The organism is Bacteroides sp. 14(A) (genome assembly GCF_000526555.1).
Classification (GTDB): domain Bacteria; phylum Bacteroidota; class Bacteroidia; order Bacteroidales; family Bacteroidaceae; genus Bacteroides; species Bacteroides cellulosilyticus.
This window is the reverse complement of the sequence record NZ_JAGH01000002.1, coordinates 957,237-983,016: the sequence shown is the minus strand read 5'-3', so window position 1 is coordinate 983,016 and position 25,780 is coordinate 957,237. Positions and strand designations below refer to the sequence as shown.

The following is a 25,780-nucleotide window of genomic DNA, read 5'->3' as shown; positions in this document are numbered from 1 at the left end:
ATTTAGCAGTTAAATCACTATATTTGCGGCCGTATATACCAAAATACAGAGCTATAACTTAAAAACATAACGAATTCTTTCCGAATGAAACAGTACAGAACCGTAAACAACCTTGTGGGTTGGATTACTTTCCTCATTGCAGCTACGGTCTATTGCATGACTATTGAGCCGACTGCAAGTTTTTGGGACTGCCCGGAGTTCATCACTACCGGCTACAAACTGGAAGTAGGACACCCGCCCGGAGCACCTTTCTTCATGCTGGTAGCCAACCTGTTCTCACAATTTGCCTCCGACCCGAGCACCGTTGCCAAAATGGTAAACTATATGAGTGCACTGATGAGTGGCGCTTGTATCCTGTTCCTGTTCTGGAGCATCACGCACCTGGTGCGCAAACTTGTTGTTACAGATGAGAATAATATTACCCGCGGACAACTGATTACCATCATGGGTAGCGGTCTGGTAGGCGCACTGGCATATACATTCAGTGACACCTTCTGGTTCAGTGCCGTCGAAGGTGAAGTTTACGCATTCTCTTCTCTTTTCACAGCCGTTGTATTCTGGCTGATACTGAAATGGGAGGATGTGGCGAACGAACCTCACAGCGACCGCTGGCTTATCCTCATCGCTTACCTGACGGGACTTAGTATCGGCGTACACTTGCTGAACTTGCTCTGCTTGCCTGCCATCGTACTGGTTTACTATTACAAGAAAGTGCCCAACGCAAATGCCAAGGGTTCATTACTGGCATTGCTCGCTTCGGGCATTCTGGTTGCCGCCGTACTTTATGGCATGGTACCGGGTATTGTAAAAGTAGGAGGCTGGTTCGAACTGTTCTTCGTGAATACACTGGGAATGTCCTTCAACAGCGGTGTAATGGTTTACATCATTGTATTGGCAGCTTCCATCATCTGGGGAGTATACGAAAGCTACACGGAAAAGAACAAGATGCGCATGTCCGTCTCCTTCGTACTGACAATTGCCTTGTTGGGTATTCCCTTCTACGGACACGGAACGAGCGCTGTTATTATAGGTATTATTGTTATCGCCTTCCTGTTCTTCTACCTCAGCCCGAAGATGCAGGCAAGTATGAAAGAGAAATACCGTGTTTCTGCGCGTACGCTCAACACCTCGCTGTTGTGTACCATGATGATTGTCATCGGATATTCTTCCTACGCCATTATCGTGATCCGCTCTACAGCCAACACCCCCATGGATCAGAACTCACCCGAAGACATCTTCACGCTGGGTGAATATCTGGGTCGTGAACAATACGGAACCCGCCCGTTATTCTACGGACAGGCATTCTCTTCCAAAGTAGCCCTCGATGTAAAAGATGGCTATTGCGAACCGCGTATCTCGTACAACGGAACCAAATTTATCCGCAAGGAAAAAGCCACTCCCGATGAAAAGGACAGCTATATTGAAATCCCCGGACGTATCGAATACGAATACGCGCAGAATATGCTTTTCCCGCGTATGTACAGCAGCCAGCACGCCAGGGAATATCAAGCCTGGGTAGACATTAAGGGCGAAGACGTTCCCTATGACCAGTGCGGACAAATGGTGATGGTGAACATGCCCACACAATGGGAAAACATCAAGTTCTTCTTCACCTACCAGCTCAACTGGATGTACTGGCGCTACTTCATGTGGAACTTCGCCGGACGCCAGAACGACCTGCAAGGCAGCGGAGAAATAGAACATGGTAACTGGATCACCGGCATCCCGTTCATTGACAACTTCCTGGTGGGCGACCAGAGTCTGTTGCCGCAGGAACTGCAAAACAATAAGGGACACAACGTCTTCTACTGTCTGCCTTTATTGCTCGGTATCATCGGCCTTTTATGGCAGGCATACCGCGGACAGAAGGGTATTCAACAATTCTGGGTAGTGTTCTTCCTGTTCTTCATGACGGGTATCGCCATTGTGCTCTACCTGAACCAGACACCGAGCCAACCGCGTGAACGCGACTATGCATACGCCGGATCATTCTACGCCTTTGCCATTTGGATAGGTATGGGTGTGGCAGGTATTATCCGCCTGTTGCAACACTACGCCAAGATGAAGGAACTTCCGGCCGCAACACTGGCATCCGTTGTCTGCCTGTTCGTGCCCATACAGATGGCAAGCCAGACGTGGGACGACCACGACCGCAGCGACCGCTACCTGGCACGTGACTTCGGCCAGAACTATCTGATGTCTCTGCAAGAAACCGGCAATCCGATTATCTTCACCAACGGTGATAATGATACATTCCCCTTGTGGTACAATCAGGAAACAGAAGGATTCCGCACGGATGCACGTACTTGTAACCTCAGTTACTTACAGACAGATTGGTATATCGACCAGATGAAGCGTCCTGCCTACGATTCTCCGTCATTGCCCATCACTTGGGACCGTATGGATTACGTGGAAGGAACCAATGAATACATTCCTGTACAGGCCGATTACAAGAAGAGCATCGACGCCCTCTATGCCGAAGCTGAAAAGCAGGCACTGAACGGTAACCCGGAAGCTCTGGTAAATGTGAAGAAAGAGTTCGGTGAAAACCCGTACGAATTGCAGAACATCCTGAAATATTGGGTACGAAGCAAAAATGAAGATCTCAAAGTAATTCCTACGGACAGCATTGTACTGAAGGTGGATAAGGAAGCTGTACGCCGTAGCGGCATGATGATACCGGGCGACAGTATCCCCGATTACATGCACATCTCACTGAAAGGCAAACGCGCCCTTTATAAGAGCGAACTGATGATGCTTGAAATGCTGGCAGAAGCCAATTGGGAACGTCCTATCTACATGGCAGTCAGCGTAGGTACGGAGAACCACCTCGGCATGGGTAATCACTTCATACAGGAAGGCCTAACCTATCGCTTCACTCCGTTCGATACCGACAAGACAGGCGTCAAACTGGATAGCGAAAAGATGTATGACAACCTGATGAACAAGTTCAAGTTCGGTGGCATCGACAAGGAAGGTATCTATATTGATGAAAACGCCATGCGTATGTGCTATTCTCACCGACGTATCTTCTCACAACTCGTAGGTCAGTTGATACGTGAAGGCAAGAATGACAAGGCCAAGAAAGCATTGGACTACGCAGAGAAGATGATTCCTGCCTACAATGTGCCGTACGACTGGCAGAACGGTGCCGTACAAATGGCAGAAGCATACTATCAACTGGGCGAAACGGAAAAAGCCGACAGCATTATGAAGGCACTTGCCGACAAGGCTGTGGAATACCTCACTTGGTATCTGAGCTTGGATGAACAACGTTTTGCTATGTCCAGCCGTGAAATCATCGACTATCAGCTGCCTATCCTCAGTTCAGAAGTGAAGCTTATGCAGAAGTATAATTCCGAACTGGCTCCGATATATGACAGCAAGCTGAACGAATTGTATCAGATGTGCGTTGACCGTATGAAATAAGAAATAGTGATTAGCGGTTAGTGTGCGATGTTACGGCACAGCCGTTAATCACTTATCACTAACCGCTAACTACTAATCACTTATCACTAATCGTTAATCACTAATAACCGTGTTTATAGAACAGCCTCCCGAGTTTGTCCGAAAGCTATATCCCGGTGCCATTTGGCGAATGGATCCGAACGAGAAATCCGTCTACCTGACTTTTGATGATGGTCCCATCCCCGAAGTAACCCCATGGGTACTTGAACTATTGGATAAACATGACATCAAAGCCACCTTCTTCATGGTGGGAGACAATATACGCAAGCATCCCGATGTATTCCAAATGGTAGTAGATGGCGGTCACCGCATCGGAAACCATACATTCAATCATATCCGCGGATTCGAATATCTGTCCGACAATTATCTTGCCAATACGGACAAGGCGAATGAACTGATGAAAACAGATCTCTTCCGTCCACCGCACGGTCATATGCGCTGGGGACAGTATTTCACCTTGAAACGGCATTATAAGATAGTGATGTGGGATTTGGTTACGCGTGACTACAGTAAGAAATTGCGCGGTCCGCAAGTACTTGCCAATGTGATGAGATATGCACGGAACGGGTCTATTATCACTTTCCACGACTCGCTGAAGTCCTGGAATAACGGCAACCTGCAATATGCACTGCCGCGGGCATTGGACTTTCTGGAAGAGGAAGGATACGAGTTTAAATTGCTATAAGGTTTCACCACAGAATAACACAGAGTCCCACTGAGTTCATTTCAAATTGATTGAACTCAGTGGGACTCTACTATTTCAAGACGAGATTTATTTAATTGTCACCGTCAACGGATTACGTACCTTCTGAGCATAGTTTGCCATGTATTCATTCCATGCTTCCGGAGTTTTGATGTCAGCCTTGTCCCAGGCAGCACCCCAGTAGTAAACATACTCTGAACCCGGTTCATAATCGCTGATAGCCAATACATGGCCGTCGGCACCACCACGCAGTTCATTCTTTTCCTTTTCAGGGAAGAGCAACGATTTTGCCTCTTTCACTGTAGTCGGGAAAGCAGCACCTACAAATATCTTACCGTTATTATTATTCACATTGTCCGTAGGGTCCACATAAGTGATATAGCCGGCAGCAGCATCAGCAACAACAGCACCATCCGGTTCGTGCAACACGATACCTGTAGCCACGGGAGTAGTCTCTTTCAGGTTATCAAAAGAAACCGCAGTCTTGTTCAAGTGAGAGCCTGCATCCAGCGTGATAACACGTGTTTCAATCACGGTTGAGTCACCCTTGATAGTCAGCGGATTGTAAACCAGCTTCACAGTGAAACGCAACGGACCGTTATCCAGAATATCCTGTGTAGCGTAGCAATACGGATAAACGATTTCACCGTCGGGCATCAAAGCAGCAGTACCGCCACCCAGCGTAGGACCTACTTTATAGCAGTCCAGACCGTTTCCGTGGTCTACGTGATAAGATACCGATTGATACAATTCCTGTGCAGCTTTCGGATCAGTTTTCTTCAATTCAGCGATCTTTGCTTTAGTCTCCGGATTCAACTCACCTGCATAACGGGCTTCTACAACCGGTTCGGTGGTATTGTACTTCGTCCAAACATCATAACCGAAAGCACGTTCGCCAGTCTTTTGCAAAGCAGGACCATACGCACGGAAAGCAACCAGATCATTTTCCCAGGCTACATCATCCACACGTTCAGGATAATATCTACCGCAAGCCTTTACTGCAAAAGCTTCAGGCGTGCCTGCCTGAATGGTATAAACAGCCGTACCGTTAGCAGCTACGCTTGCAGGGAAAATCACTTTTTCATCATAAGTAATCTGATAGGGGACTTGTTGTCCGTCAGCATTCAGAACCACAATCTGTGCTGTGTCAGCCAGTTTCAGTTGGTTGGCGATGTCGCTCATAGCCACCTCAACCATTTCATTGGAACGCTCCATTGCCAAAGGATTGCTTACCGTTACGGTAACTACATCCTTAGTGTTGGTGCAGGCAAAACATACGAATGCTGTTGCCAGTAAAAGGAATAACTTTTTCATATTGCTTAATCAATTGATAATTGAAAAACGGATAATGGATTATGAAGATATAGAAAATGGGAAAAATGGATAACTGACAGCATCAATTATCCATTTCCCATTATTTATTCATATACTTATTTAGGCTGTTTGCCAATGTAAGCCAGGATACCACCGTCAACGTAGAGTACGTGACCGTTTACGAAATCAGAAGCGTCGGAAGCCAGGAATACGGCAGGACCCATCAAATCTTCAGGAGTACCCCAACGTGCAGCCGGAGTCTTAGCAACGATAAATGCATCGAACGGATGACGTGAACCGTCAGCTTGCGGTTCGCGAAGCGGTGCAGTCTGCGGAGTAGCGATGTAACCCGGGCCGATACCATTACACTGGATGTTGTATTCACCGTACTCGGAAGCGATGTTGCGAGTCAGCATCTTCAATCCACCCTTGGCAGCAGCATAAGCAGACACGGTCTCACGACCCAATTCACTCATCATAGAGCAGATGTTGATAATCTTGCCGTGACCTTTCTTTATCATAGAAGGGATAACAGCCTTGGATACGATAAACGGAGCGTTCAAGTCTACGTCGATCACCTGACGGAATTCAGCAGCAGACATTTCGTGCATCGGAATACGCTTGATGATACCTGCATTGTTCACCAGAATATCGATCACGCCCACTTCTTTCTCAATCTGGGCAACCATAGCGTTCACCTGCTCTTCATTTGTCACGTCGCATACATAACCTTTAGCATCGATGCCTTCAGCTTTGTAAGCAGCCAGACCTTTGTCCACTAATTCTTGTTTGATGTCGTTGAACACGATTTTTGCACCGGCTTGTGCATAGGCAGTTGCCAGAGCAAAGCCAATTCCGTAAGAAGCACCGGTTACAAGTGCTACTTTGCCTTCTAATGAAAAGTTTACCATAATTTATTTACTTAGGTTTATTAATAACTTGTTTCTAATTACGATTCAAAGTCTCGGTTTACTCAATTTATTACTTCAGGTCGGTAATCAAAGAGAAGTCCTGATCTCCATAGTCCAGGTTTTCACCACCCATACCCCAGATAAAGGTATAGTTATGAGTAGCGGCAGCAGAATGGATAGACCATTCGGGAGACAATACAGCCTGGTCACCCTTCATCCATACGTGGCGGGTTTCGTCAACTTCGCCCATGAAGTGGCAAACTGCATGTTCTTCGGGTACTTCAAAATAGAAGTAAGCTTCCATACGACGGCTGTGCACATGCGCCGGCATCGTATTCCATACGCTACCCGGAGCAAGTTCCGTCATACCCATCTGCAACTGGCAGGTAGGCAATACCTGATTCACCAGCATCTTATTTATATTACGATGGTTGGAACCTTCCAGGCTACCCATTTCAGCAACTACGGCATCAGCCTTCGTCACTTTCTTATCGGGATAGTTGCGATGAGCAGTCAGTGAGTTGAAGTAGAACTTGGCGGGATTCTTTTCATCCTTGCTTTCGAAAGTTACTTCACGATCGCCCGAACCCAGGTAGAGAGCTTCCTTATAATCCAATTCGAATACAGCGTTACCGGCTTTTACCACACCAGGACCGCCTACATTAAAGATACCCATTTCGCGACGGGTCAGGAAGAAAGGAGCCTTCAACGGATCAATAGCTTCCAGTTTCAACACTTCGCCCACGGGCATTGCACCACCTACAACCATACGGTCGTACATGGAATATACCATATTTACTTCGTTAGCAGAGAAGACTTTTTCGATAAGAAAATCACGACGGATACGCTTGGTATCATAACTTTTTGCGTCTTCGGGATGCGCTGCATAGCGAATTTCATAGTTCGTTTTCATAATTCTATTACGTTTTAAAGTTGATAATAATCGGTTATTGGCATACTTCGTTTACGTACACGATGCAAATGTAGCAAAAGAAAACGGAGAAACATTGTGTTTTTGTACCAATTATATAGTAATATTGTTCAAATGGAAGAAAAAGAGGAAATCTTTAACAGAAAATAATAGAAAGAGGCGATAAGGATTTAAACCTACCGCCTCCGTCTTATATATTGCATTTAACTCTCTACAAAATTCAATTTGAAGTTTAACACATTAGCTATTCCCTAAGCAATGGCTATTTGATATCAGGGCTATTTTTAATTCTTTGCAAATGATAATTGCCGATCAATCTTATATAACTTATCCCCTTATCACTACTAGTTGGGGATCGCTTCGTTAATACCAAACTGCAATTTTGCCGCATTTTTGTATCCAAGGTTTCAAAAACCTCAAAAGGAATGTTAATTTTCTCTGGATATGCAAAGATTATATATCGAAGCTTCCCACTTAGATCAAAGTCCAGAAAGATTAAAAACAAATCAAATTCACTATCTGTCAGATCAATATCTTTCAAATATGGCTTGAGATAAGTGTTGAGTATGTCTGTAGAATCTCCCTTGGCCTGTGCCTTAAAAACCTCTCTCCACTCAGCTTCATTTGTTAGACCTTCAAAAGGGTTAATAACATTAGAAACAAAAACACTATTGTTGACGTATTTTATTTCATACGTATTGTTTACTCCTTGGTAGTACTCTTTTTTTTCCATTTGCTCTTGAGCGCACATGAAGCTGCAATCAATTAAAGCAAACAACAAAAATAGATATTTTCTATACTTTTTTTCCATAATGCTAAATTCATTGGCAATAGTGTACGTTCAAATTCCATCATACTATTACATGATAGCGAACCATACCCATATACTGTTTGGAAAAGGTGGAACATCCCATGAAAGAAAGACTCACTATCTATATTAGATTCATTCTGAAATCGAAATTTCTACTGCCCCCAAAAAAGTACTACAAAAAATTCCAGTTTTACTATTTTATACAAATAAAAAAGCCACGAATATATTTTATTCGTGGCTTTTATACTATTCTTCAAAAAGTTGTTGTCCTACCAAGATTCGAACTTAGACAAACAGAACCAAAAACTGTTGTGCTACCATTACACCATAGGACAAACTCGGGTGCTTTCTGTTAAAAAGCGGTGCAAAGATAAAAGTATGCCCCGAAATATCCAAATATTTCGGGGCCTTTTTTCTTATTTGCTACTAATTTGCCTTTTATTTGGCTATAATCAGGTAGTAATTCTTCTTTCCGCGCTGCACAAGCAGATATTTTTCATCCAAAAGGTCAGCAGAAGTAATCACTTGGTCGAAGGCTTCCAGCTTCTCTTTATTGAGAGAAACACCGCCACCTTGCACCAGTTTACGCATCTCACCTTTGGAGGCAAAAACAGCTGCATTATCTGTGAACAGATCGACAGCTTTCACACCGGCAGACACAGCATCCTTGGAAACCTCAAACTGAGGAACCCCCTCGAATACAGCCAGCAGGGTATCTTCATCCAACTTCTTCAATGCATCGGAAGTTGCATTGCCGAACAATATATTAGACGCATCCACCGCTGCATTATAGTCTTCTTCAGAATGAACCATAATAGTCACCTCTTTTGCCAAACGTTTCTGAAGAACACGCAAGTGCGGTGCAGTTTCATGCTCAGCTGTCAAGGCTTCGATTTCCTCTCTTGACAGTGAAGTGAATATCTTGATGTAGCGTGCTGCGTCAGCATCACTCACATTCAACCAGAACTGATAGAATTTATATGGGGAAGTATATCGGGGATCAAGCCAGATATTGCCGGATTCAGTCTTACCAAACTTACCGCCATCAGCCTTCGTAATCAGCGGGCTGGTCAGAGCGAACACTTCGCCACCATTGGTACGACGAATCAGTTCGGCACCTGTCGTGATGTTACCCCATTGGTCAGAACCACCCATTTGCAGTTTGCAACCTTTGGTTTCATACAGATGCAGGAAGTCGTAGCCTTGCAACAACTGATAAGTGAATTCCGTGAAAGACAAACCGTCACGAGCCTCACCGTTCAGACGCTTCTTTACAGAATCTTTCGCCATCATGTAGTTCACAGTGATATGCTTACCTACTTCACGGGCAAAGTCAAGGAAAGTGAAGTTCTTCATCCAGTCATAGTTATTCACCAATTCTGCACGGTTAGGAGCATCGGATTCGAAATCCAGAAACTTGCTCAACTGCTTCTTCATACCATCCAGATTGCGTTGCAGGATTTCTTCTGTGAGCAAATTACGCTCTGCCGATTTACCGGAAGGGTCACCAATCATACCCGTAGCACCACCGATCAGTGCCATCGGCTTGTGTCCGCAACGTTGGAAATGACGCAGTATCATTACACTGCAAAGATGTCCAATGTGCAATGAGTCCGCCGTAGGATCAAAACCTATGTATGCGGTCACTTGTTCCTTAGCCAGAAGTTCTTCCGTACCAGGCATCATATCGTGGAGCATGCCACGCCATCTCAATTCTTCTACAAAATTCATCGAATGATTAACTATTTAAATATTTGATATACTTTGTAATTGCAAAAGTACGACTCTTTATCTGAACTAACAACTCTTATTGCCTAAAAAAGATTTCGCTCACATTCTTACGAATCGTTCTCCTGAGTTCCTCAAGGGGAGTTTTACGGAGGATGGCAGCCCGTGCATAAAGCGTATCGACAGATACCGTACTTTCATCTGTCTCGATAAACAACCGTTCAGACGGCATTATACACAACGCTTCCTCCTGATATTTCTCTCCGAAAGAAAGATAAAAACCATGTCGGAGATATTCTTCTGCAAGAGCCGCTTTTCCACGAAACCCGTGAATAATCCACGGTTTCACCGGTTGTATCTTCTGTTTCAGTTTCAGAAGTTCATCTACCGCTTTCACCAGATGAATGATTAACGGTTTATCCGCCTCTTCGGCCAGACGTGCCTGATATTCAAACACTTCTATCTGCAAAGTCAAAGGTGCTTCAGCCAATTTATCCAATCCGGCCTCACCCACAGCCAATACCTGGGGATGGTCCAGTAATTCTTCAAAACGGGCCTTACTGTCATTCAGGGAAGCTGCGAAGGAAGCGATATACCACGGATGTATTCCCACAGAATACCAGCCTTCCGTTTGCGGAACAAACGATTCGGGGAAACAGTTCACAATAGCCGTTCCGGGCACTTGGGGCCGCCGATGTGTATGTATATCAACAGGAATTATCATGCGAATAGTACAGAAAATAGTTTTTTATGGAACGGGATCATATCCGGAACCTCCCCAGGGGTGGCAGCGCAAAATACGCCGGATTGCCAGATACAGCCCTTTGAACGGTCCATGTTTCTTTATCGCTTCAACGGCATATTGCGAACAGGTAGGAGTGAAACGACATGAAGGGGAAGTCAGGGGTGAAATACACTTCTGATAGAAATAGATGGGAAGCAACAGCAAGTATGAAAACAGCTTTTTCATGACTGCCCCGCACTACCGGTTTTCTCAGCAGACGTAGCATTTTCTCCGGCTTTCTGAACGGCAACATCCGCCAATACCTTCTCCGTGATACGCGCCAGCGCAACCTTCATCCTTTCCTCTATCTCCAACGAATCGACTAACCGGTCGGAAAGATAAATGAAAGCCACAGCAAGTTGCCGTCCTTCATCCTGAAGCGTCTGCAATAATCCATGTTTATTTTTCCGGTATGCCTCACGTATCTGGCGTTTTACACGGTTACGTTTTACCGCACGTTTAAAACGACGCTTTGACACACTGACAAGTATGGAAACAGGCGCTTCCAACTCCTCTACCGGCAGATATACCACACGCAGAGGAAAGACGGAAAACGAACGTGCGCCGCCTGAAAACATCTTGTCGATGACTTTCTTCTTATCCAGCCTTTCGGACTTGTGCAGGGTATTAAGCATTCTTAGCTACGAGTTACAAGCTACGAGCTACAAGTAGTTCGCAGTAAATAAGTTACGAGCTACAAGTTTAAGCTGTAAATGGCATACTGCTTCCGCATGACATTTGTAGCCCGTAGCTTGTAGCTCGTAACTCTAAAATTATTTTCCTTTGTTATTCTCCTTGATGAACATATCCAGCGCAGCCGTCATAGAAGGCGCCTGTACACTGGGAGCTTCCAAGTCGAGGCGGAGTCCGGCATCACGTACAGCCTGGGCGGTAGTGGAGCCAAACGTACCGATTTTGATTTCTTTCTGTTGGAAGTCCGGGAAGTTCTTCTTCAAAGAAGTCACTCCTGCAGGACTAAAGAACACCAACATATCATAATCAAACTCTTCTTCTGAAGTAAAATCATTACTTACTGTGCGATACATAACAGCTTCTGTGTTCTGTATCTTGTTTTTATCCAAGAGATTCTTAATCTCATCCGTATGTACATCCGACATCGGAACCAGATACTTTTCGGTCTTGTGCTTAACAATAGAAGGCAACAAGTCTTCAAACTTTCCGGTATTACCAAAGAAGATCTTACGTTTACGGTATTGCACATACTTTTGGATGTACAATGCAACAGCTTCTGTCACACAGAAATACTTCATAGTTTCCGGTATGGTTACACGCAATTCTGTACACAGGTGGAAGAAATGGTCAATAGCATGACGCGATGTGAAGATAACTGCTGTGTAATCCAGGATAGACACTTTCTGCTGTCTGAATTCTTTAGCAGATACACTTTCCACCTTAATAAACGGGCGAAAATCAATTTTCACACCGTACTTCTGGGCGATGTCGTAGTAAGGAGATTTCTCTGATGCCGGTTTCGGCTGCGACACAAGTACTTTCTTAATTTTCAACGTCCTAAAAATTTATTATCAAATAATCATTTAGTTGTAACACACCTCGATACATGATAAAACAAGGTATGATTTCAAGGGCACAAAAGTACAAAATTAAAAGCAAAATGCCATATAAATTGCCACAAAAAAGCTTTATCCACTTATATAACATCAATATTTTAGTAAAAAAGACCAAAAATAAACCGATTATCACAGTTGCTTGAAGACTTAAATCGAAGTAAACAAGGAACAAAGCAAACGGGAAAAGGGTAAATCCAAGGTAGTAAAGTAGAGTAGAATAGGACTCCATCCAAAGACCGGTACGACTCGCGTCAAAAAAAATCCAGCCCAGAAAGGAGTAAGTCACCCACTTCCAGAAAAGATAAAGCAAAGCCAGTGCGAGATATGCCCCGAGCAAAACGTAAGGAGAGACGTGTTCGCCCAACTCCGGCCTGACATCAACAAAATAGTTGAAAGTACAGACGGAAGCCAACACACAAGTCTGTAGAATCAACAACAGCATATAGCGCATATCCGTAGCGGTGGTAGCGGCAAAGATGCTGGTTCGTTCACGATTGAGAAGGAAGTCCTTCACCAACTGCACCAGGAACTTGCGACTGCGGGACAATACATAGGCTGACATGAAAAAGCAGCACAACAAGAGCACTGTGATCCCATCGTCCAACTTAGGAGAATAAGGAATGGGTATTCCCTCAAAGCCCGCTATCCATGTCAACAGGAGCCCGATCATATTGCCGCAAACTTACGTATGGAACTATCCCAGACAGGTATGGTATGAATCAGTTCGACGGCTTCCTGCGGAGTGCTTGCTACGTGCCAGATGGCACCATGCTGCTGTCTCATAAAGTTTTCGTCCATAGCACGCTGCAACATAGCCAGGAGGGGATCGAAAAAGCCGTTAGTGTTTAAGATGACAATAGGATTCAGGTAGAGACCCAGTTGTTTCCAAGTGATAATTTCCAGTAATTCTTCCAAAGTGCCGCATCCACCGGGCAATGCGATGACAGCATCGCTCAGATCCGCCATTTTTTGCTTGCGCTGGTGCATGTTTTCCACTTCTATCATCTCCGTAAGCCCCTTGTGTTGCCAGCCTTGTTCCACCATAAAGTGAGGAATAACACCGGTCACCTCTCCGCCTGCCGCCAGCACTGCATCAGCGGTAGCACTCATCAGTCCGATGCCTCCCGCACCATTTATCAGACGGATGTGGCGCTGTCCCAACAAAGTACCCAATTCGCGGGCTGCTTCAAAATAAGCGGAATCAATCTTGGTGCTCGAAGCACAATATACGCATACGGAAGTTATCTTATTCATGGAAATTGCTATACCTTATATTATTAATGCGCACAAAGGTATGGATTTTCAGCGATATCTTAAAAATATCACTAATTTTGTGAGCACAAAGTACTGCTTTATAAAAAGCCGGAATTGTCAAAGCTCCGAGAAACAATTAACCGGATTTACCATTACCTATTAAAAACATAGATAATTATGATTAAACAAGATTACCTGATACGAATGATTCAAGAGATCATTTTTTTGATTGTGAACGCCCTGCTCAAGAAAAAGAAGTATCGCTGGAATGAATGGACTGAATATGACGGTCTGACCCGGCAGATATTAGGTTTCCCTACCGATGAGCTGTTAAGTATGGATACGCAAGAACTGGTAGACCGGTATAAAGGCGATCCCAACGAAATGGGAAAAATAGAACTTGCCGCCATGACTATGCTGAAGATATCTGATGATATGGAAGCCGACGACTTGCTGCGGAAATCCAAGCTTCATCAGGATGGGCTTGAATTATTGAAGTATGTACAGAAAGAAAGCAATAGTTTCTCTATCCAGCGGGTACAACTGATTAATATGCTGGAGACATCGCAAGCGTAAGGCATACAGTTAAGGTGACTTTGTTTCACAGGTGAGGCACTTTTGTTTCACAGGTAAGAAACATTTGTTTCATAGGCAAGAAACTTTTGTGCCACAGGTAAGAAACTTTTGTGCCACTTAACAGAAAATGTATTTTCTTGACTACGAGTCCAATTTCCTTCCACATAAGGCAAAAGACGGGTTATAATCCCCTTCCTATTCAATATCAGGAAGGGGATTTTTCTTTCTATCCGGTGGATTAATCTTATCCTCCTAAAAAAATCCTCCCCGAAAGCAAAATAGTAATCCAGCACAAAGCATTAGCATAGTAATTTTACGCTCAACATCCACTGAATAGACAAATTCACTGAATCATTAATTTTATATATAATTTATTCTAATGCTTATGAAAAATGTATTGAAACTTATTTTTTCTTCTTTGTTAGTGTTCCCATTCACTATGAATGCCCAGCAACAAGATTTTCCGGCAGGAACCACTCCCAATGAGCATAACATCAATGGGGCTGATTATCCCCGCATAGGTGAGGACAGACGTGTGCACTTCAGGATACACGCTCCCAACGCCCAGAAAGTAGAAATCAGTTTCCGAGGTGAAATGACCAAAGAGGCAGACGGATATTGGTCGCTCGTATCAAAAGAACCTGAAGTAATAGGCTTCCACTACTATCAGGTTATAATAGACGGAGTAAGTGCCGCCGATCCCAATGGCAAACCGTTCTTCGGTATGGGCAAATGGGTAAGCGGTATTGAAATCCCGGAGAAAGGTGTGGACTACTATTCCATCAAGAACGTGCCTCACGGGCTGATCAGCCAAAGCTGGTACTACTCTGATATCCGCAAAGAATGGCGCAGATGTATCGTCTATACTCCGGCGGAATATGACAAGAACCCTACCAAGAAGTATCCGGTGCTCTACCTGCAACACGGTATGGGAGAAAACGAAACGAGTTGGGCAAACCAGGGCAAGATGAATTTCATTATGGATAACCTGATTGCCGAAGGTAAAGCCAAACCAATGATCGTAGTCATGGACAATGGCAATATCGAGGTGTTCAAGACCAATCCGGGTGAAACTCCTGACGGTGCAAGAAAAAGATTCGGTGCAGAATTTCCTGCTATCTTAGTGAATGAAATCATTCCTCATATCGAATCCAATTTCCGAACACTGACTGATAGGGACAACCGTGCTATGGCCGGACTTTCCTGGGGCGGACTTCTTACTTTCAACACTACCCTGAACAACTTGGATAAGTTTGCCTATATCGGCGGATTCAGCGGAGCAGGCAGCATCGATCTGAAGCAACTCGATACCGTGTACGGCGGGGTATTCAAAAACCGTAAAGCATTCAACGACAAAGTACACGTCTTCTTCCTGGGCATCGGTTCGGAAGAACATCCCGAAAGAACCAAGAACCTCAGTGACGGCTTGCAGGCCGCAGGAATCAATACAATCTATTATGAGTCTCCGGGCACTGCCCACGAGTTCCTGACCTGGCGCAGATGTCTGAAAGAGTTTGTTCCTCTATTATTTAAAACGAAATAATGTATAATCAATAAAACAGACTATAACGATGAATATCTTCCATCGAAAATCATTGTTGGCGGCTTGTATCGCGGCTATGATGGGTTTACATGGCTATGCTCAAAAGAATGAAGCGTCCCCCCGGTTGTCAGACTACTTTTCTCCGGCAACCACGAATACGATGTCACCCGACAGTGAGGGCTTTATCCAGCGCTGGCTGTTGCTGGAACCCATCGACAAGCCCAACCGTTCCAACACGGTCTTTACCGACAGTTACATTCGCGAAGCATTTGCAACCGAGTATTTCCCCAATCAATTCACAGTTCTGCCCAAAGACGGGGATAAAGTGAAAGTAGGCAAACAAAAGCTAACCTGGCACGCGCTCGACAGCAAGCTGTTCAACGTGAAGCTCTTCCGTTTTGCCTCCGGCCTGAAGAAACAAGTGTACGGCGTGCTGTTCTGGGCAGTCACAGTCATAGAATGTCCCGAAGACATGGAGAACATCCGGATGTCAGTAGGTTCCAACTCCGCATCCATGTGGTGGCTGAACGGTGAGGAAGCTGTTATTCTTTCGGGCGACCGGCGTATGGTCAAGGATGACTGCCTTTCGCGCCGGCTGACTTTAAAGAAGGGCAAGAACATCATTCGCGGAGCCATCATCAACGGTCCCGGAATGAGTGATTTCTGTGTTCGCTTCCTCAATGAGAATGGAACACCCGTTAACAACATTACTATCAGCTATAAATGATCATGAAAACAAAAGCTATACTTCTGGGCACGGCAGCCCTGATGTTTGTATTGACATCTGAAAAAGCAATTGCACAAATCGGTACTCCATACATCCACGACCCGTCCACTATCATGGAGTGCGATGGTAAATATTATACTTTCGGCACAGGTGGAGGCGGATTGATATCTGAAGACGGCTGGACATGGAACGGTGGCGGAGTAAGACCCGGCGGAGGCGCCGCGCCCGATGCCGTGAAAATCGGTGACCGCTACCTGATTGCTTACAGTGCCACAGGAGGAGGACTCGGTGGAGGACACAGCGGTAAAGTATTAACCATGTGGAATAAAACCTTAGACCCCAATTCTCCGGATTTTAAATATACGGAGCCTATAGAAGTGGCCTCCTCAGTGAATGATGAAGATTGCGATGCCATTGATGCCGGACTTCTGCTCGACCCGACAGACGGACGCTTGTGGTTGTCTTACGGCACGTATTTCGGCTTTATCAGGCTTGTAGAACTCGACCCCGCAAACGGCAAACGGATGGAGGGCAACAAAGAAATCGACATCGCCATTGACTGTGAAGCAACCGATCTGATCTATCGTGACGGCTGGTATTATCTTCTGGGAACACACGGCACTTGCTGCGATGGCCCGAACTCCACCTACAATATAGTTGTCGGCCGTTCGCGCAAAGTGACGGGGCCGTATGTCGATAATATGGGAAGAAAAATGCTGGAAGGCGGTGGCAAGATGGTGATTGCCGCAGGTAACCGCCAAACCGGTCCGGGACACTTCGGGCTTTTCAAAGTAGCCGATGGAGTAGAGAAGATGTCATGCCACTTTGAGGCCGATTTCGACCGGGGTGGCCGCAGTGTGCTGGGCATACGCCCGCTTTTATGGAAGAACGGCTGGCCCGTTGCCGGTGAGGTCTTCAAAGAGGGAACATATGAGATTGAATCCGAACGTAGAGGGTATGCCCTTGAACTTGCCGTTGATTTTGTACGTATGGAATATACCAGACACCGCTTCTGGGAAAAAGATGACACGCCCGTCGTACCTTTGAAATCGCAGATGTTGGAAGATGTGATCGAGACTTGGCCACAAGGAAAAATCAACGTAAGAATCGGTGATTATATGTTCCGTCCTCATCAGAAGTGGACCATTACTGCCGTACCCGATGGAGGCGGATATCTGGGCGGCCCTTATTACAAGATCGTGATTGAAGGAACCAATCGCGCACTGGCCGCCACGGCAGATGCGGAAGTCGTGACAGTTCCTGAGTTTACGGGAGCCCCCGAACAACTGTGGCGAATCGACCAGTTGACAGACGGCACCTACCGGATCATGCCCAAAGAAGTGCCGGGAACTGACAAGGAATTGGTTCTGGTATCCGTAGGTGACAGCACTCCTTCTCTCGGCGAATTCGATATGAACAGCGACAATTCCAAATGGAATTTCCGCGATCATTAGGAACAAGCCCTATTACTCTAAAGTACTATTACCGGGTAATTCCACTCAAAAATAACGAATCGGCTCGGGCAACCAGTTTGAATTAATAATGCGACTCAGCAGTTGTCTTGCCGATTCAGAATTAAAAAATGAATTGCCTTTCTTTTATATTAATCTTAAATAATTGAAAACTATGAAATGTATGTATGATGATGGCTAGAGAACTATTGTAGCGGCAGCTAATGATGAATGAAAAACGCAATTATTAATTCTTAAACTAATTATGATGAAAAATGTAGTCCAGAAAATTCAGAAGATTCCTTTTCTGTTTATGCTTGTGCTTGTGTTTTTTACGTGCATATCAGCATCAGCGCAAATCCAAATCAAGGGTACTGTTGTCTCAGCCAATGATTCTGAGCCAATGATCGGTGTGGCTATTCTTGAAGAAGGAACCAGCAACGGTCGTATTACCGATCTCAATGGTAATTACTCTATTCAGGTAAGTAACAGTAATGCTACCCTTACCGCTTCTTTTATAGGCTACAAAACGCAGACTGTTAAAGTCAATGGCCGTAGCGTAATCAACTTTCGTTTGGAAGAAGATACACAAGTGCTTGATGAGGTTGTGGTTGTAGGTTATGGTGTTCAGCGCAAGAGTGACCTGACAGGTGCTGTTGCCTCGGTTAACTCTAAAGACCTTAAAGGCTTGGCAACAACCGACGCTGCCGCCGCCCTTCAAGGTAAAGCCGCAGGTATTCAAATCTTGAATTCATCAGGTGCTCCGGGTAGCGGCGCTGAAATCCGTGTACGTGGTTATTCCTCCAATTCCGGAAATATTGGTCCTCTCTTGATTGTGGATGGTTTGAAGGTTTCAAGCATCCAGTATCTTGATCCAGGCTTGATCGAGTCTATGGAAGTATTGAAAGATGCCGCATCCGCAGCAATCTATGGTTCTGAAGCAGGTAACGGTGTAGTACTTATCACAACCAAGAATGGGGGAGGAAAAGGTACCGGCAAGATCACATATAATGTACGTTATACTATGAACCAACTTGGACATGTTCCACAATTACTGAATGCGGAAGAATTCAAGGACTGGATGGGCATGCAAGGATATAACGTCGAGGCTGCCATGTCGGATGCTATTCGCGACTATAATTGGGATCAAAATACTGATACAAATTGGTTCGACGAGTTTATGGGAACTTCTTGGAGCAAGCAGCACTCTCTTTCATTCCAGGGTAGCAATGACAAAGGGCAGTATTTTGCAAACCTCACATACGTTAATCAGGATGGTATCGTAAAAGGCAAAAACGACTACTACGAACGCTTAACCGCTCAGATTAATGCTGATTATAAAATAAAACCCTGGCTGCAGGTAGGTACCAACACTTCTATAGAGAAATGGCGTAGAGGCAGCGTATCAGAATATGGTTACGGCTCTGCTTTTGAAATGCTTCTTGTAATGGATCCTCTGACTCCTACACACTGGACAGACCGCAGTCAATATCTCGCTGCCACAGGTTCTGTTTATGACGCAGTTCAGAATGGAACTTCTGATACAAACTATCGTTTCTACGGCGATGACAGGGGTATGTATGCTACTTCATACTTTAATACAGAACTTGCCGGTGGCACTCCATTTGCACAGCGTGACAAGAATGCTAACAATAAAAATGGCGGCATCAATGTACATAGTACGTTCTTCGCAAACCTGACCCCATTCAAGGGCTTTACATTTACTTCTCGTTTTGGTACTCGCATTACTCAAGGCAATACTTACAGCTACGCAGAACCTTACTATATCACCGGTCGTGTAAGTGATACCAAATACTCTATCAGCCAGACTACAAGCAACGGCCTATACTATCAGTGGGAGAACTTTGCCAACTACATGACTTCAATCGGCAAGCACAGCATTTCGGCAATGGCAGGTATGTCATACATCCAAAGCGAAAGTAACGGCACGACAGCAGGTGCGTCAGGTGAAGAATTGCTTTCTTCATACGAAGAAAATTTCCGTTACTTGGATTGTGTACTTGTATCAGATAAAGTTTCCCGTACATTCAGTGGAACACCGGGTAAGTCCTCAAGCATTTCATACTTCGGCCGTTTAGGATATACTTATGACGATCGCTATAGCCTGCAAGCCAATTTCCGTGCTGACGCATTCGATACCTCAAAACTTCCAGCAGATAAACGTTGGGGTTACTTCCCATCATTATCAGCAGGCTGGACACTCAGTAATGAGAAGTTCTTTAAAAATTTAGTTCCTGATAACATTGTTTCATTTGCCAAGCTGCGTGCATCTTGGGGACGTAACGGTAATATCAACGTACTTAGCGGCTATAAATATTCTTCTTCTATTGCAACTGGTGGCCAGTGGTATCAATATAGTAATGGTACAACTGTTACAAATGGTTCTATGCCAAGCGGTTTAGCTAATCCTAACCTCACTTGGGAAACTTCCGACCAGCTGGACTTCGGTCTTGACTTACGTTTATTCAACGATGCGTTGACAATCAGCATGGACTACTATAAGAAAACGACCAAAGACCTTCTTGTAGACGCTCCATGTCTGCCTGAGACAGGTGTATCTTCACAGATGATCAATGCAGGTGAGGTACAGAACAAAGGTTTTGAGTTTGAAACAACTTATAAAGGCAACATAGGCAGGCTGAATTACTCAGTATCAGGCAACTTTGCAACATTGAAGAATGAAGTAACTTACCTTGATGACCGTATCACACGTATATCGGGTGGAAGTATAGTAGGTGCAAACAATACAATATACACCAACTTCGAACAAGGCATGCCGGTATGGTATATGCGTGGTTACAAATATATAGGTAAGAATTCAGAAGGACAGCCTCTTTATCTTGACAAGGAAGGCAATGAGACATTAACTCCGGGTGATGAAGATCAATTCAATATCGGTAAAGGTATTCCTGATCTTACATACGGCATTACAATCAATCTTGAGTACAAGGGTTTCGACTTCTCGGTATTCGGTACAGGTACGGTAGGAAACGATGTCTACTACGGTATGTATCGTACAGGCTACAACAATATCTCCAAGCATTTCTACGATGAAGCCAAGAAGGGTAATATGCCCAGTTTTAACACAATTGCAGGTGATAAAATCTACTGGTCATCTTCTGCTCTTGTATTTGACGGATCATACTTCAAGATTAAGCAATTGCAATTAGGATACACATTGCCAAAGTCTATCACAAAAAAGGTATTTATAGAGAACCTTCGTGCTTACGTGTCACTTGATGACTTCTTTACATTTACATCTTATCCGGGTCTTGACCCTGAAATTGCTTCAAGAAGTGGTAATAATGTAGGTCTTGATGCCGGTGCATATCCTACAATGCGCAAGATGACATTTGGTCTTAATGTAACATTCTAAACCAACCATTAATACTGACGAAAATGAAAAAATATATATATTCGTTTGCGGTATGTGCCGCACTGTTCTGCACATCTTGCGATGAAAGTCGTTTGAACATCGAGCAGAAGGCTGTTAGCTCTACTGAAAACTTCTATAAAACCGATCAAGATGCTATTGATGCTATGACTGCCGCTTATGCGCAGTTCCTTGACAATGTATGTTCGTCTGCCGGAATCTATCAGCCGCAGTTCACTTTACTCAATTATTCAGCAGATGATGTTTTCTCTGCCGGTACAAATTATGCTGACCACATGGATATGCGTGTATTCGATGAGTTCCGCTATGATACAGGCAACGCTCCTCTTAAAGAATTATATCAGCGTTACTATAAGTCTATTTATGCAAGTAACCTTGTAATAACATATGTAGATCCGGCTGCAAGTACGGTTATGGCCCGTTGTGTCGCAGAGGCTCGCGTATTACGCGCTTATTGTCACATGATGGCGGCTCTCACATTCCAGCGTCCTCCAAAAGTCGACAAACTGCTGGGTGCCGATGACAAACCTACAAATGTCGAAAGCCAGAAATCTCTGCTTGAGTGGTGTGCTTCCGAGTGTGAAGAAGCTGTAAATGACCTTGACTCACGTAAAGGTCCTAATGATGTAGAAGGTGCTTTTAAAGTAACAAAAGGTTTTGCATATTTCGTAGCGGGCAAGTCTGCCGTATTCGCCGGCGATATGGCTCGTGCAGAGAGAAATCTTAAGCCTTTGGTTGAATCTCCCAACTATGCACTTGTTCCGGGAAATCGTTTCCGTGACCTATTCCATGTAGAGGGTAATGGCTGCGAAGAAAAAATCTTCGAGGCTAATTGCTTCGGTAACATTGATAAAGGTTTTTGGGGTAATATCCAACGTGGCCGTTGGATGACAAACAACGTATTGAACTGGCGTTATGACCGCTTAGGCTCTCGCGCATCCATCTGCGGCGCTAACGATGGTTGGGGCGGTGGTGCCATCAACTGGAAGTTTGCCGAAAAGATGTATCAAAATGATGGTGACGGTCCGCGTCGCAAAGCTACATTCCTCACTCCGGACGAATTCTTATACGACTCTAAACTCTGCGGTTGGGAAACGGATTTCGATGCTGACGGAAATGAGATGTCTCTTGCCGACAAGAAAAAAGATCCAAAACGTGGTATCAAGAGTACAGAAGGCCTGTTCGCACATGGCGTATATATGGAAGTCAAGAATATAGAATCTCCTAACGACCGCAATATGACTATTAGCGACACTCATAACTCTGCATCATTCCGTATCGCCAGATTGGGAGAAGCGTATCTGCTTTATGCAGAGGCTTGTCTTGAAACAGGTAATTTGGATGAAGGTAAAAAATATCTGAATGCTATTCAGAAACGTGCAGAAGCTCCTGAAACAGAACTCACAACTCAGACTCTTCGCGATGAAAAGCAGTACGAACTTTGGTTCGAGACTTGTCGTTTTCACGACATCGTTCGTTGGGGTATTGCTAAAGAGTGTCAGGATGCTGTCGTTGATCAGGTTCCGCAACTGTATGACGACTTCTTCATCCAAGGTACACCATACTATGGAAAAGAACATCATCTACGTGCTGAGTTGACTCATCCTTTATCAGTAGATCAAAATTTACCTGCAAGCTCTTATGGCTTCGTAAAGGGTAAACATGAATACTTCCCATTCCCAAAAGATGTTATAGACTTAAACAAAGAACTTCATCAGCTTAACGGATGGGCAAATAATTAAAGATTAGTTATTTATGCGAATCAGGGGCTGAATTTGATTTATAACAGGATGGAAAGGAATAAGACTCACCACAGATTACACAGATTGACACAGATTTTATTTTACTGATTATTAGATTAATAAATCTGTGTGAATCTGTGTAATCTGTGGTGAATTAATTCATAACCGAAAAGATATGAATCAATTCAACTCCTGATTCGCATGATTAATTATTTGATAAGTGAACCGATTACGAAAATGAATAGTATGAAATTAAAAGCAATCATTCTTTGTATGGGAGTAGTGGGATGCCTGATATTCACCGGTTGCGGAAAAAGTACCTCCTTTTCCCGCAACAGCCATCTGGCATTAAATGACTCTAACTACTTCGAAACACGCGGGTTGAACTTCTTCGTATTCAGCAACCTATACGATGCTACCTTCGATGATTCCAAGATCAGTGCCGTAGAAATCATTCATCACGGCATCCGCACCGCTACCAACGGAGATGTCCGCATGAATCCGACACCCGGACAATGGGACAAGTTGCCAAAGTTCGTCGAGCGTATGCCGGATAAAGAACATAACCGGATCGACGTCATACTGGAATATCCCGAATACAACTTCGAATACAAGTTGACAGGAGAAGCCCGTGAAGGCGGTTTCTACCTTAGCGTAAACGTAGACAAACCTTTACCCGAAGCATTGCATGGCATAGCCGGACTGAATATGGAATTCATGCCCCCGGTCTTCTTCGGCCATTCCTACATAATAGACGGCAAGCACGGTCTGTTCCCCACTTCTCCGGCCGACTTTATGACTACCATCAACGGTGAAGTGGAACCCACTCCCATGGCCACCGGCAAACTGATAGACATTGCACCGGACGAACCGTTGAAACACATCACCATCCGCACCACCGATGACAATAACCTGTCATTTTTTGACGGAAGGAACAAACAACAGAACGGAAACTTCGTTGTACGTACCCTCCTTCCGGCAGGAAAGACCGGCAAGATAGCCGAATGGTTTATCACAGCAGAGACCCAATCCGACTGGGTGCGCAAACCCGTAGTGAGCTACTCACAAGTAGGTTACCACCCCACACAAAAGAAAGTGGCCGTAGTGGAACTGGATAAAAATGACAAGCCACTCTCTACCGTCTCTTTATATAAGGTGTGTAGTGACGGCAGCCTCAGCAAAGCCCTGTCCGGCACTCCCAAAACCTGGGGAATGTACACACGCTACAATTACCTTCAATTTGATTTCTCCTCTGTCACAGAACCGGGCATCTATATGCTGGAATATGGCGACCAGCGCACAGCACCTTTCCCCATCGCAACAGATGTGTTTCAGAAAGCATGGTTCCCGACACTGGACGTATTCTTCCCTGTACAGATGGATCATATGTTTGTCCGCGAAGCCTATCGCGTATGGCATGGCGCCGCACATCTGGATGATGCCCTGCAAGCTCCCGTCAACCGTATCCATTGGGACGGTTGGAGACAAGGACCGACCACCGGCAACAAGTACAAACCACTGGAGCATATCCCCGGTCTGAACGTCGGCGGATGGTTCGATGCAGGAGACTTCGATATCCAGACCGGATCACAACATGCCGTAGTACAGGCTTTCGCCCTTTTGTGGGAGAGTTTTGGGGTAAACCGCGATGAAACCACCATTAATCAAAAGACACGCTATACGGAAATACATGTACCCGACGGCAAACCCGATGTATTGCAACAGATTGAACACGGCGTTCTGCAATTAGTAGCGCAGGTGAATGCGATAGGCTATGCCATTCCGGGAATCAACGAGTCTCATTTATATCAGTACCGCCATTTGGGAGATGCGGTAAACAAGACGGATAACCTGGTTTATAACCCTCGCCTGGATAGCCTGCAAACCGACGGGCGTACAAGTGGTACTCCCGATGACCGTTGGGCATTCACCAACCGGACACCGCACATGAATTATGGCACAGCCATTTCGCTGGCAGCCGCTTCGCGTGCATTGAAGGATTACAATCCGGAACTGAGCAAAGAAGCCCTGCGAGTAGCTCGCTTCATCTGGGACGACGAACACAACCACCAGGCAAATCCCGAAGAACAAACGTATAGCGGACGATTCAGCAATCCTGAATTCATGAAATCCATCGAATGCAGAGCCGCTTTCGAACTCTGGCGCTCAACGGACTATGAAGGTTACAAGACAAAAATGAACGAACTGCTCCCCACCCTTTTGGAACAATTCAACCGGAATGCCTCTGTCATTGCACAAATGATTCCTTTCATGGATAATGCGTTCAAGAAGCAAGTAAGGCCCTTGGTAGAAGCTTATGCCGGAGAACTTGCCGAAGTAGACAAAGAAAATCCGTATGGAGTAAGGATCAGCACTGCCGGATGGGCAGGTAACAGAAACATTGTTCAGGCGTGTATTACGAACTACCTGCTCCATCGTTCGTATCCCGAGCTGATAAACCCGGAATACATATACAGAGGATTGAACTATCTGTACGGTTGCCATCCGTGCCATAATCTGTCTTTTGTTTCGGGAGTAGGCGCACAGCCCAAAAAGGTGGCTTACGGGAGCAACCGGGCCGACTTCAGTTTCATTCCCGGAGGTGTGGTGCCGGGCATCAGGATATTGAAACCGGACTTCCCCGAGAACAGGGAGGACTATCCTTTTCTTTGGAGCGAGAATGAGTATGTAATAGATCTGGCAGCAAGCTACATCTACCTGGTGAATGCAGTCAACAGCCTGCTGAAATAAGGTGTCTGAACCGCATAAACACCCTGCCAGCAAGAAAAATCCTCCTCAAAAATAGTTTTGTATCCCTCCTTAAAGGAGATAG

Annotated in this window: 20 protein-coding genes and 1 tRNA gene; 9 read left to right on the top strand and 12 right to left on the bottom strand. The window is 45.0% G+C overall.

Annotated elements, in window-relative coordinates; all coding sequences use genetic code 11:
• Positions 1-84: 84 nt before the first annotated feature.
• Positions 85-3,429, top strand: coding sequence for a DUF2723 domain-containing protein (locus K429_RS0111270; protein ID WP_007211543.1), 3,345 nt, complete (start codon positions 85-87; stop codon positions 3,427-3,429).
• A 109-nt stretch (positions 3,430-3,538) separates the two neighbouring features.
• A complete protein-coding gene (locus K429_RS0111265; RefSeq protein WP_007211542.1) occupies positions 3,539-4,153 on the top strand; it encodes a polysaccharide deacetylase family protein in 615 nt (204 codons plus the stop codon).
• Positions 4,154-4,240: 87 nt separating this feature from the next.
• On the opposite strand, the gene K429_RS0111260 is transcribed toward K429_RS0111265, so the two are convergent.
• From K429_RS0111260 to K429_RS0111205, 12 genes are all read right to left on the bottom strand, one after another.
• Entirely contained in the window at positions 4,241-5,485 is a 1,245-nt protein-coding gene (locus K429_RS0111260) for a DUF4861 domain-containing protein (RefSeq protein WP_007211541.1), read from the bottom strand.
• A gap of 116 nt (positions 5,486-5,601) precedes the next feature.
• Positions 5,602-6,396, bottom strand: coding sequence for a gluconate 5-dehydrogenase (locus K429_RS0111255; RefSeq protein ID WP_007211540.1), 795 nt, complete (start codon positions 6,394-6,396; stop codon positions 5,602-5,604).
• A 70-nt stretch (positions 6,397-6,466) separates the two neighbouring features.
• A complete protein-coding gene (gene kduI, locus K429_RS0111250) occupies positions 6,467-7,309 on the bottom strand; it encodes a 5-dehydro-4-deoxy-D-glucuronate isomerase (RefSeq protein WP_007219103.1) in 843 nt (280 codons plus the stop codon).
• A gap of 280 nt (positions 7,310-7,589) precedes the next feature.
• A complete protein-coding gene (locus tag K429_RS0111245) occupies positions 7,590-8,138 on the bottom strand; it encodes a hypothetical protein (protein WP_131797083.1) in 549 nt (182 codons plus the stop codon).
• A 264-nt stretch (positions 8,139-8,402) separates the two neighbouring features.
• Positions 8,403-8,473: transfer RNA gene (locus K429_RS0111240), tRNA-Gln, on the bottom strand.
• Between the two features lie 103 nt (positions 8,474-8,576).
• Entirely contained in the window at positions 8,577-9,869 is a 1,293-nt protein-coding gene (tyrS, locus tag K429_RS0111235) for a tyrosine--tRNA ligase (protein WP_007211538.1), read from the bottom strand.
• Positions 9,870-9,945: 76 nt separating this feature from the next.
• A complete protein-coding gene (locus tag K429_RS0111230; protein WP_026366989.1) occupies positions 9,946-10,590 on the bottom strand; it encodes a TatD family hydrolase in 645 nt (214 codons plus the stop codon).
• A gap of 24 nt (positions 10,591-10,614) precedes the next feature.
• Complete coding sequence (gene yidD / locus K429_RS0111225; protein ID WP_026366988.1) at positions 10,615-10,836, bottom strand: membrane protein insertion efficiency factor YidD; 222 nt, start codon at positions 10,834-10,836, stop codon at positions 10,615-10,617.
• Positions 10,833-11,285 carry a ribonuclease P protein component gene (gene rnpA / locus K429_RS0111220; RefSeq protein WP_022208865.1) on the bottom strand — a complete coding sequence of 151 codons (453 nt, stop codon included), beginning with the start codon at positions 11,283-11,285 and terminating at the stop codon, positions 10,833-10,835. Before rnpA ends, yidD begins: the two co-directional genes overlap by 4 nt.
• A 138-nt stretch (positions 11,286-11,423) precedes the next feature.
• Positions 11,424-12,176 carry a uroporphyrinogen-III synthase gene (locus tag K429_RS0111215; protein ID WP_007211534.1) on the bottom strand — a complete coding sequence of 251 codons (753 nt, stop codon included), beginning with the start codon at positions 12,174-12,176 and terminating at the stop codon, positions 11,424-11,426.
• A gap of 4 nt (positions 12,177-12,180) precedes the next feature.
• Entirely contained in the window at positions 12,181-12,909 is a 729-nt protein-coding gene (locus K429_RS0111210; RefSeq protein ID WP_007211533.1) for a DUF4271 domain-containing protein, read from the bottom strand.
• Positions 12,906-13,493, bottom strand: coding sequence for a TIGR00730 family Rossman fold protein (locus K429_RS0111205; protein WP_026366987.1), 588 nt, complete (start codon positions 13,491-13,493; stop codon positions 12,906-12,908). The genes K429_RS0111210 and K429_RS0111205 overlap by 4 nt, the downstream gene beginning before the upstream one ends.
• 177 nt (positions 13,494-13,670) lie before the next feature.
• Between K429_RS0111205 and K429_RS0111195 the strand changes: the two genes are divergently transcribed.
• The 7 genes from K429_RS0111195 to K429_RS0111160 all read left to right on the top strand — a co-directional run bounded on the left by K429_RS0111195 (position 13,671) and on the right by K429_RS0111160 (position 25,698).
• Entirely contained in the window at positions 13,671-14,069 is a 399-nt protein-coding gene (locus K429_RS0111195) for a hypothetical protein (RefSeq protein ID WP_026366986.1), read from the top strand.
• 385 nt (positions 14,070-14,454) lie between these two features.
• A complete protein-coding gene (locus K429_RS0111185) occupies positions 14,455-15,612 on the top strand; it encodes an alpha/beta hydrolase-fold protein (RefSeq protein WP_026366985.1) in 1,158 nt (385 codons plus the stop codon).
• A gap of 28 nt (positions 15,613-15,640) precedes the next feature.
• A complete protein-coding gene (locus tag K429_RS0111180) occupies positions 15,641-16,339 on the top strand; it encodes a hypothetical protein (protein ID WP_026366984.1) in 699 nt (232 codons plus the stop codon).
• A 2-nt stretch (positions 16,340-16,341) separates the two neighbouring features.
• Positions 16,342-17,793 (top strand): family 43 glycosylhydrolase, encoded by a 1,452-nt coding sequence (locus K429_RS0111175; RefSeq protein WP_026366983.1) that lies wholly within the window; start codon positions 16,342-16,344, stop codon positions 17,791-17,793.
• Between the two features lie 262 nt (positions 17,794-18,055).
• Positions 18,056-21,187 (top strand): SusC/RagA family TonB-linked outer membrane protein, encoded by a 3,132-nt coding sequence (locus K429_RS0111170; RefSeq protein ID WP_026366982.1) that lies wholly within the window; start codon positions 18,056-18,058, stop codon positions 21,185-21,187.
• Between the two features lie 23 nt (positions 21,188-21,210).
• The gene (locus tag K429_RS0111165) at positions 21,211-22,947 is read left to right on the top strand and encodes a RagB/SusD family nutrient uptake outer membrane protein (protein ID WP_026366981.1); all 1,737 of its coding nucleotides are present in this window, start codon (positions 21,211-21,213) and stop codon (positions 22,945-22,947) included.
• 246 nt (positions 22,948-23,193) lie between these two features.
• Entirely contained in the window at positions 23,194-25,698 is a 2,505-nt protein-coding gene (locus K429_RS0111160; protein ID WP_026366980.1) for a glycoside hydrolase family 9 protein, read from the top strand.
• The last annotated feature ends 82 nt before the right edge of the window (positions 25,699-25,780 follow it).